7 protein-coding genes and 1 pseudogene are annotated in these 8626 nt (G+C 65.6%); 3 read left to right on the top strand and 5 right to left on the bottom strand.

Annotated elements, in window-relative coordinates:
* A pseudogene (locus A5753_RS07665) lies at positions 1-392 on the bottom strand (ABC transporter); the annotation flags it as partial.
* Between the two features lie 132 nt (positions 393-524).
* Positions 525-1013: a MarR family winged helix-turn-helix transcriptional regulator gene (locus tag A5753_RS07660; protein ID WP_067125274.1), complete on the bottom strand. Its 489-nt coding sequence runs from the start codon at positions 1011-1013 to the stop codon at positions 525-527.
* A 196-nt stretch (positions 1014-1209) separates the two neighbouring features.
* Here A5753_RS07660 and A5753_RS07655 point away from each other — a divergent pair, with 196 nt between their 5' ends.
* From A5753_RS07655 to A5753_RS07645, 3 genes are all read left to right on the top strand, one after another.
* Complete coding sequence (locus A5753_RS07655) at positions 1210-3186, top strand: DUF2232 domain-containing protein (RefSeq protein ID WP_231990027.1); 1977 nt, start codon at positions 1210-1212, stop codon at positions 3184-3186.
* Positions 3183-4034: an energy-coupling factor transporter transmembrane protein EcfT gene (locus A5753_RS07650; RefSeq protein ID WP_067125254.1), complete on the top strand. Its 852-nt coding sequence runs from the start codon at positions 3183-3185 to the stop codon at positions 4032-4034. Before A5753_RS07655 ends, A5753_RS07650 begins: the two co-directional genes overlap by 4 nt.
* Before the next feature lie 94 nt (positions 4035-4128).
* The gene (locus A5753_RS07645) at positions 4129-5583 is read left to right on the top strand and encodes an amino acid permease (RefSeq protein ID WP_067125251.1); all 1455 of its coding nucleotides are present in this window, start codon (positions 4129-4131) and stop codon (positions 5581-5583) included.
* Between the two features lie 7 nt (positions 5584-5590).
* Here the strand turns inward: A5753_RS07645 and A5753_RS07640 are convergent, their stop codons facing one another.
* From A5753_RS07640 to A5753_RS07630, 3 genes are read right to left on the bottom strand one after another with little or no spacing between them, the layout of a single operon-like run.
* A complete protein-coding gene (locus tag A5753_RS07640) occupies positions 5591-6931 on the bottom strand; it encodes an extracellular solute-binding protein (protein ID WP_067125248.1) in 1341 nt (446 codons plus the stop codon).
* Positions 6928-7755, bottom strand: coding sequence for a carbohydrate ABC transporter permease (locus tag A5753_RS07635; protein WP_067125246.1), 828 nt, complete (start codon positions 7753-7755; stop codon positions 6928-6930). Before A5753_RS07635 ends, A5753_RS07640 begins: the two co-directional genes overlap by 4 nt.
* On the bottom strand, positions 7742-8626 hold the full coding sequence (locus tag A5753_RS07630; protein WP_067125243.1) for a carbohydrate ABC transporter permease: 885 nt from the start codon (positions 8624-8626) through the stop codon (positions 7742-7744). The genes A5753_RS07635 and A5753_RS07630 overlap by 14 nt, the downstream gene beginning before the upstream one ends.

Below are 8626 nucleotides of genomic sequence, written 5' to 3'. Positions count from 1 at the left end.
TCGAGACAGGGGTACGCGGGGCCGCGGTGCGGGGAATGTCCGGGTGGCCCGGCCGCGGGCGGGGTCTGAAAGATCAGGCGCGGACCGTGCTGGGGATCCCCGATGGCGATTCCCAGGCCGTCGCGGATCTCGAGGTTGTGCAGTCGGGATCCGCCGGCGAAGATGCCGCGGCGGCTCAGATCGATAGCCACCCATTGAGTTCCGGTGAAACGCAGGATCACATCGACTCGGGGAGCTGGGGGCGGTTGCGGGGGATTGTCGAGACGCTCCAGCGGAATGTCACAACCTGGGCCGTAGCCCACGGTCACGTCACGGCCCGGGCTGAAGACATATCGCGTCGGTCCGGCCCATACGGTCAGCGAGGCCGGATGCGCCGAAGCCTCGGTCGGCATGGCCGCCACCTTTCATCACCGGTCAGCTGGATTGATCTCGCGCTATGGGACTGCCACGTCCTCAGGCGCCGGTCCCCGCGCTCGCTTAACTGTCTACCCTCGCCCGAGCTCGAACCACCAGCGTCGCGCCCTTCACACCGTGGTGCGCCGACCCGCAAGGGACGTGCCCCGCGAGGCGTTGTCGAGCAACCCGCGCAGCACGTCGACCGCTTGCACCAGCACCTGCCGGTCCGCGGGGTCAAGCAGCGCCAATTGCGGTTCGATCGCGGCGGCGCGGTCGGCCCGAACCGCGTTGAGCGTGCGCCTCCCCTCGGCCGTGATGCGGATTCTTACCGCACGCGCATCTCCCGGGTCGACCATCCGCGTGACCAGGCCCGCCTCTTCGAGTCGGCGCACCTGCGTCGTCATCGTCGGTTGCGAGCAGTGATCGACGGCGGCCAGGTCACCGATTCGGGCTTCGCCGTGAGCTTCGATGGTGGCCAGCAGCCTGGCCTGCGCCGCGGGCAATGGCATGTGGATGCGTTGGGTGGCCATGCGGTTGAGTCGCGCGACCACGGCGAGCAAATCGGCTCCCAGCCCCTGGGCTCCCTCGAACTTTGCGGCATCGACGACGTTGTCCATGCATCCATGGTTGCATAGCTTTGCTAAGCGAGGCCAAAAGACGACGCGTTTCGCGTCGCGCGCAGATCACACGATGTATTGGCGGGACTTAGCGCTACGGCCTGGCAGAATCGTTGAAGTGAAAACCCCATCCCCGGTCCGTTTGCGTGATCGGGGTGGACCCCTACAACCGACCGAGTTGGCACAGGCCTCGGTCATGGGTGCTCTTTGCGCGGTGATCGCCATCATCGCCACGGTGATCCCGTTCGCTCAGGGCTTGGCGCTGCTGGGCACGGTGCCCATGGCGCTGTTGGCCTACCGCTACCGACTTCGAGTGCTTGTCGCCGCGACGGTCGCTGCCGGGATGATCACTTTTCTGATTTCCGGCCTGGGCAGCCTGGCGGCCGTCCTCAACTGTGTCTACATCGGCGGGTTGACCGGGCTCGTCAAACGCAAGGGCCGAGGCGCACCGACTGTGGTCGTCACGTCGCTTGTCGCCGGAGCCGCCGTCGGCGGAGTCACGGTCGGAATGTTGACGGTGCTGATTCGGTTGCGGCACCTCATTTTTCAAGTCATGACCGCGAATGTGGATGGCGTCAAAGCTTTCTTGGTGCGAGTGCACCTGCAAGGGATCGCCGCCGGTGTGCAGCGAGGATTCGCCTATGGACTGCATTACTGGCCGTGGTTGGTCATCGTTTACCTCACCTACGGGGTGATGATCTCTTCATTGATCGGGTGGTGGGTACTTTCGCGGCTGTTGGAGCGGCTGCACAACATTCCCGATGTGCACAAGCTGGACAGTCCCGACAGCGCTGGATTGTCGGATGCCGCAATCGGTCCTGTGCCTGTGCGGTTGGTCGACGTGCGGTTCCGCTACCCCGGCGCAAGCCAGGACGCGCTGCGTGAAATCAGTCTGGACCTCCGGGTCGGCGAACATGTCGCCGTTGTCGGCGCGAACGGGTCCGGGAAAACGACCCTGACGCTGATTCTGGCGGGCCGAGAACCGACATGGGGTGTCGTGTATCGCCCTGGCGCAGTGGGTTTGGGAAGGGTCGGTGGCACGTCGCTCGTGCTTCAGCACCCGCAAACCCAGGTCTTGGGCACCAGGGTGGCAGACGACGTGGTCTGGGGCCTGCCGCCGGGCACCAAAGTCGACGTGAACCAGTTGCTGAGCGAGGTCGGCCTCGACGGGCTCGCCGAGCGCGACACCGGAAGTCTGTCCGGCGGGGAGTTGCAGCGGCTAGCGCTCGCCGCCGCACTCGCCCGCGAACCCTCGCTGTTGATCGCTGACGAGTTCACCAGCATGATCGACCAGCCAGGCCGCGAACTCTTGTTGGACGTCCTGTCCGGTCTTCCCGAGCGGCACCGCACGGCCCTGGTGCATATCACGCACTTCGACAATGAGGCTGCATCGGCGGATCGCACCATCAATCTCAGCGATTCCTCCGACAACAGCAGCATGGTCGAGATCGCGCCGGCGCCGGTCCCGACCGGCGCCGTCACCCGTGGCTCCAGCAAGCCGGTCCTCGAGGTGGTGGGCGTCGGGCACGAATATCACAGCGGTACGCCGTGGGCGAAGACGGCGCTGCGCGATATCAACTTCACGGTTGAACAAGGCGAAGGGCTGCTCATTCACGGTGGCAACGGCTCTGGCAAGTCGACACTGGCGTGGATCATGGCTGGGCTGACCGTGCCCACCGAGGGTGTCTGCCTCATCGACGGCGAACCCACCCATCGGCGCGTCGGCGCGGTGGCTTTGTCGTTCCAGGCCGCCAGACTGCAGCTGATGCGCAGCCATGTCGACCTGGAACTGGCGTCAGTCGCGGGCTTTTCGCGGCGCGACCATGATCGCGTGGCCGCCGCGCTGATCGCAGTCGGACTGGACCCCGCACTTGCCAAGCGGCGCATCGATCAGCTCAGTGGTGGACAAATGCGCCGCGTGGTGCTGGCCGGGCTATTGGCATGTTCGCCCCGAGTGTTGGTACTCGACGAACCGTTGGCAGGGCTGGACGCCAGCAGCCAGCGCGGTCTCCTGCGAGTGCTTGCGAATTTGCGCCGTACCCGCGGCCTGACGTTGGTGGTCATTTCGCACGACTTCGTCGGGCTTGACGAGGTTTGTCCGCGGACCATCCGTTTGCGCAACGGTGCGCTGGAAACGGTGTCTACCACTGCGGTGGCGGGAGGCCTGGCGTGACGACACCATCGACCGCGGCGACCAACGTGAATCGGCGCCGTTCCACATCGGTCGTCCTGCTGGTCCCGGTGCCCGGAAGATCGGCCATTCACGACCTGTGGGCCGGCACCAAACTGCTGGTCGTATTCGGCGTTTCGGTGCTTCTGACGTTCTATCCGGGATGGACGACGATCGCGTTGGTGGCGGCACTGCTGGCGGCGGCGGTCTGGATTGCACGAATCCCACGTGGTGCACTGCCGCCGATTCCGCGGTGGCTGTGGGCCCTCCTCGCGTTGGGCTTTGTGACCGCGGCGCTGGCCGGCGGCAGCCCCACGGTACCGATGGGCGGTGTGGTCATCGGGCTCGGTGGAGCGTTGCAATTCCTCAGGATCACCGCACTGTCGATCGTGCTGCTGGGCCTCGGCGCGATGGTGTCGTGGACCACGAACGTAGCCGAAATCGCGCCTGCAGTAGCGACATTGGGTCGTCCGTTGAGAGTACTGCGCATTCCGGTCGACGAATGGGCTGTGGCCCTGGCTTTGGCTCTGCGCGCCTTCCCGATGCTGATCGACGAATTCCATGTGCTTTACGCCGCTCGGTTGTTGCGGCCCAACCGAATACCCTCAGGCCGCAGGGCACGGCTTCGGCAGCAGAGCCGGGGGGTGATCGACCTGATGGCCGCGGCGGTGGTCGTGACCCTACGTCGGGCGGACGAGATGGGCGACGCAATCACCGCCCGTGGCGGGATCGGTCAGTTGTCCGCGAGTCCCGCACGGCCGAAACTGGCTGACTGGTTGACACTGGCCATCACTGTTGTCGTCTGCGCCGCCGCAGTAGTGACCGAGACCTTGCTGCCGCAAGTGGGCTGATCGCCGACTGCGTCTTTGGTGAAAGACCCCCACGGCCCGACGCCGTTGCGGGAGGCTGTTCCATAATCAGCTGATCCGGTCACAGGAGGGGCGCTTGCCAGCCACGTCGATCAGCCTGAAAGAACAGATGCTGCGGCGGCGCCCGGTGATGGGTGCACACGCCGCGCACGGGACCGCTGATCACCTCAAGCGCGGCATCGGAACGTTCCAGCTGACGATGTTCGGGGTTGGCTCGACGGTCGGCACCGGCATCTTCTTCGTCATGTCGCAGGCGGTCCCCGAAGCGGGCCCGGCAGTGATCGTCTCCTTTCTTCTCGCTGGAATCGCGGCCGGGCTCGCGGCCGTCTGTTACGCCGAATTGGCCTCGGCGGTGCCGGTTTCGGGGTCGTCGTATTCGTACGCGTACACCACGCTGGGAGAGGTCGTAGCCGTGGGCGTGGCGGCCTGCCTGCTGCTGGAATACGGGGTGGCGACCGCAGCGGTCGCAGTCAACTGGAGCGGCTATCTGAACAAGCTGCTGAGCAATGTCCTGGGATTCCAGCTGCCGCAAGCGTTGTCGGCCGCGCCATGGGACACCCAGCCCGGATACGTGAACGTGCCGGCGGTCCTGCTGATAGTCATGTGCGCTCTGTTGCTCATCCGCGGCGCCAGCGAATCGGCCAAGGTCAACGCGATCATGGTGATGGTCAAACTCGGCGTCCTGGTCGTGTTCGCCGTCGTCGCGTTCACAGCGTTCGACGCGAGCCATCTCCGTGACTTCGCGCCTTTCGGGGTGTCCGGTATCGGTTCGGCCGCCGGCACCATCTTCTTCTCCTACATCGGTCTCGACGCAGTGTCCACCGCCGGTGACGAGGTGAACAACCCGCAGAAAACCATGCCGCGCGCACTGATCGGCGCGCTGCTGACCGTTACCGGGGTCTATGTCCTCGTCGCGGTGGCCGCGCTGGGCGCCCAGCCCTGGCGGGACTTTGCGGGCCAGCAGGAAGCCGGGCTGGCCACGATTCTCGACCATGTCACCCACGACGGCTGGGCCGGCACGATTCTGGCTGCCGGGGCGGTCATTTCGATCTTCAGCGTCACGCTGGTCACCATGTACGGCCTGACGCGCATCCTCTTCGCGATGGGCCGTGACGGGCTGTTGCCCGCCAGGTTCGCGACGGTGAACGCGCGCACCATGACGCCGGTGACCAACACGGTGATCGTCGCCGTCGTGGCCTCCACCCTGGCCGCCTTCATCCCGCTGCAGAAGCTCGCCGACATGGTGTCGATCGGCACGCTCACCGCCTTCATCGTCGTATCTCTCGGAGTGATCATCTTGCGGGTGCGCGAGCCAGACCTGCCACGGGGATTCAAGGTCCCGGGTTATCCCGTCACGCCGATCCTTTCGGTGGCGGCCTGCGGCTACATCCTCGCCAGCCTGCACTGGTACACCTGGATCGCGTTCAGCGGTTGGGTGTTACTGGCGTTGATTTTTTATTTCGTGTGGGGCCGCCACCACAGCGCGCTCAACGACGAAATGGTCGAGCCGTCATCGGGCGATGCCCACTGACCAGAACTCACTGGCGCGCCGCGGCGGCGTTGGCCGCCGCCTGAGCTCGCCGCAATGTCGCAGCGACATCGCCGCGGCCGAGGAACATTTCGTCAAAGTACGGTTGCAGGGCATCATTGCCGGCGGCAAAGCCTGCCCCTCCGGGGGCCGGGATGCGCGGACCGTTCAGCACGGCGAAGAAGGGCGTGACGTCGACACCTCTGGTGGCCCAGTACTGGAAGTAGACCGGTTGGGCGGTGGAAACCGCGGGGATGGCCGCACCGGACCGCCCCAGGTATTCGTTGCCCTGTCTGCTGCCCAGCCAGGCCAGCACCTGACGGACGGCGTCAGGGTGTTTCGTCGCCGCATTGCCCGCCGCGGCAATGCCATTGGTGACGCTGACCCGCCCCGCGGGGCCGGCGGGCATCATCGCCACACCCCAATGGAAGCGGGCATCGCGCGCCACCGGCGCCAAGTTGTAGGTGCCCGATTGAAACAGCGCCATCCTGCCGGCCAGGAATTGGTTGCGGGAAAAGTCGCCGTTGTCGTTGGTGTCGGCGGCGGGCGGCGCGACGTGGTCGCGATTGATCAGGTCGACCAGATACTGAAAGGCCGTCACGGCGGCCGGGTTGTCGAACGCGAAGGTGTCGCCACGCTGGAACACGCCGCCGGCCGAACCGATGTAGTTCAGGTAGATCCCCTGGGGGTCGTTGGCCGCGTTGTATGCCCACTGTCGCACCCGTCCCGCGTCGAAACGTGCTGTGTCGGAACGGTTTCCGTCGGCATCGACGGTGAGGCGGCCCAGCAGGGGGCGCAAGGTGTCGCCGTCGCCGGGACTCCACCGCAGGGTGCTCAGCTGGGCGGGATCGGCGCCCGCGGCGGCGAGAAGATCTGCGTTGTAGTACAACGCGATTCCGGCGTCGGTCAACTGCGGCACGCCCCACAGCGTGCCGTTGCGGGTGAACTGCTCGACGACCGCCCGCTCCCACTCCGAGGCGGCTTGGGGCCCAAGGACTTCGCCGATGTTCAGCAGCCGGCCGCTGTCGGCGTACCGCGCGAGATACGCGTTGGACAGCCAGAAGATGTCGTCGGCGCTGCCGCCGGCCACGTCGGTGCGCAGGGTGTTGAAGTAGGTCGAGTACGCCACCAAGTTCAGGTGTACTTCGATGTCGGGATGGACGCGGCTGAAGGCCTCGAAGGACTGGCGATAGGCGCCACCAATCTGATCGTCCCAAATGCGCACCGTGACGACGGTCTTGCCGCCATGGGGCTGGGCGGAGTAGTCCAGCAGCACCACCATCGCGGCCAGCAGCGCCGCCACCAGCGCAACCGATCCCGCGGCCAGTGTGGAAAAACGCGGTCGTCTCATTTGAGTCCCGAGACGACGATTGACGCGACGATGTGGCGCTGGAAGACCACGAACAGCGCGATCAGCGGGGCGATCGCGACCGTGGTGGCCGCCATCACCAACGTCCATTGGGAGTTGAACCGCGACTGTAGGTCTGCGGTCGCGACGGTGAGCACCCGCCACTTGTGGCCGCTGGTGATCACCAACGGCCACATGAAGTTATTCCACTGCGAGACCACGGTGATCAACGCCAACGCGGCCAGCACCGGGCGACTGGACGGGACCACCACGTGCACGATGACGTCCAGGGTTTTCGCGCCATCCAGGCGCGCGGCGTTGATCAAGTCGTTCGGGATGATTCGGAAATGCTCGCGCAACAAGAAGATTGCATAGGGGGAGCCGAACATGAACGGCAGCACCAACGCCCAGAACGTGTTACGCAGGCCGAGCTGGGCCATCATGAGATACAGCGGCACCACCGTGACCGTCCCCGGCACCATCAGCGTCGCGATGTACACCCAGAACAGCGCGTCACGGCCAGGGAATTGCAGGCGGGCGAAGGCATATGCGGCCAGCACCGAAAACGTCAACTGGCCCACCAGAATCACCGCCGTCATCAAGGCGGTCACCGCGGCCGCGCGACCGAACCCGGCCCCGCCGAGGTTGGCGAAATTCGACACCGTGGGTGGCCGCGGCAGCTGCAATGGGGTACCTGTGAGGAATTGGTGTGCCGAGGTGAACGAGGTCATCAGGCCAAGAGCGAACGGCGCCAACGTGATCAATGCGCCCAGCGACAGCCCGGCATAAATCGCCACGTCGGACGTGATCCGACTAGGTGAGGTCATAGCTGATCCGTCGCCGGAAATACAGGTGCTGAACCACGGTGACGCCGATCAGGATCACGAACAACACCACCGCCATCGCCGAAGCCCGGCCGATGGCCGCCGAACCGAAAGCCTCGGCGTAGATGCGATGTGCCACCAGGTCGGTGCTGCCGGCCGGTCCGCCGCCGGTGAGCGCGTACACCATATCGAAAACCTGTGCTGTGCTTACGATCCCGGTGACTAGCACGAAGAAGGTCGTCGGCCGCAGCATCGGCATGGTGATGCGCCAGAACCGCTGCCATGCGGTGGCGCCATCGGTGCGTGCGGCGGCGTGGATGTCGTCGGGAATGGCCAGCAGGCCCGCCAGAAACGACAACGAGACATAGCCGACGTTGGTCCACACCACCACGGCCGACACCAGCGGCAGCGCAAAGCTCGGATCCGACAGCCATTCGATGCTGTGCCCGAGCACGGTGCTCACGGCGCCGTCTGTGGGAGCCAGGATCCAGCGCCACAGGACCGCGATCGCCAGCGGCGCGCAGATCCACGGCAGCACAAACAGCGTGCGAAACAGATTGGTGCCGCGAAGCTGGCGGGCCAACATGGTCGCGGCCAGTAGTCCCAACACGGTCTGCGCCGGCACCACGATCTCCACGAAGATGGCCGTGACGATCAGGGAGTTGCCGAACCCGGGGTCGCTCAGGACCGAACGCCAGTTGGACAAGCCGACGAAGTGCAGTGGGCCGAGGAGATCCCAGCGGCACAGGCTCAACCAAAGTACGACCAGGATGGGCAGCAGCAGAAACGCAAGGACGCCGAACAGGCTGGGGGCCAGCAGCGCGTAGCCCAGCGCGGTGGATCGAGGGTGAATCCCGCGTACCGCGCTGGCCAT

It is taken from the genome of Mycobacterium sp. 852002-51971_SCH5477799-a (assembly GCF_001667145.1).
GTDB lineage: Bacteria > Actinomycetota > Actinomycetes > Mycobacteriales > Mycobacteriaceae > Mycobacterium.
Note: the sequence above shows the minus strand (reverse complement) of the source record. Positions and strands in the feature narration are given on the sequence as shown.

Excerpts from the sequence above, each read along its gene's own strand:
- A5753_RS07660 (WP_067125274.1), bottom strand. The coding sequence starts at position 1,013 with ATGGACAACGTCGTCGATGCCGCAAAGTTCGAGGGAGCCCAGGGGCTG.
- A5753_RS07655 (WP_231990027.1), top strand. The coding sequence starts at position 1,210 with ATGGGTGCTCTTTGCGCGGTGATCGCCATCATCGCCACGGTGATCCCG.
- A5753_RS07640 (WP_067125248.1), bottom strand. The coding sequence starts at position 6,931 with ATGAGACGACCGCGTTTTTCCACACTGGCCGCGGGATCGGTTGCGCTG.
- A5753_RS07635 (WP_067125246.1), bottom strand. The coding sequence starts at position 7,755 with ATGACCTCACCTAGTCGGATCACGTCCGACGTGGCGATTTATGCCGGG.
- A5753_RS07630 (WP_067125243.1), bottom strand. The coding sequence starts at position 8,626 with ATGGCCAGCGCGGTACGCGGGATTCACCCTCGATCCACCGCGCTGGGC.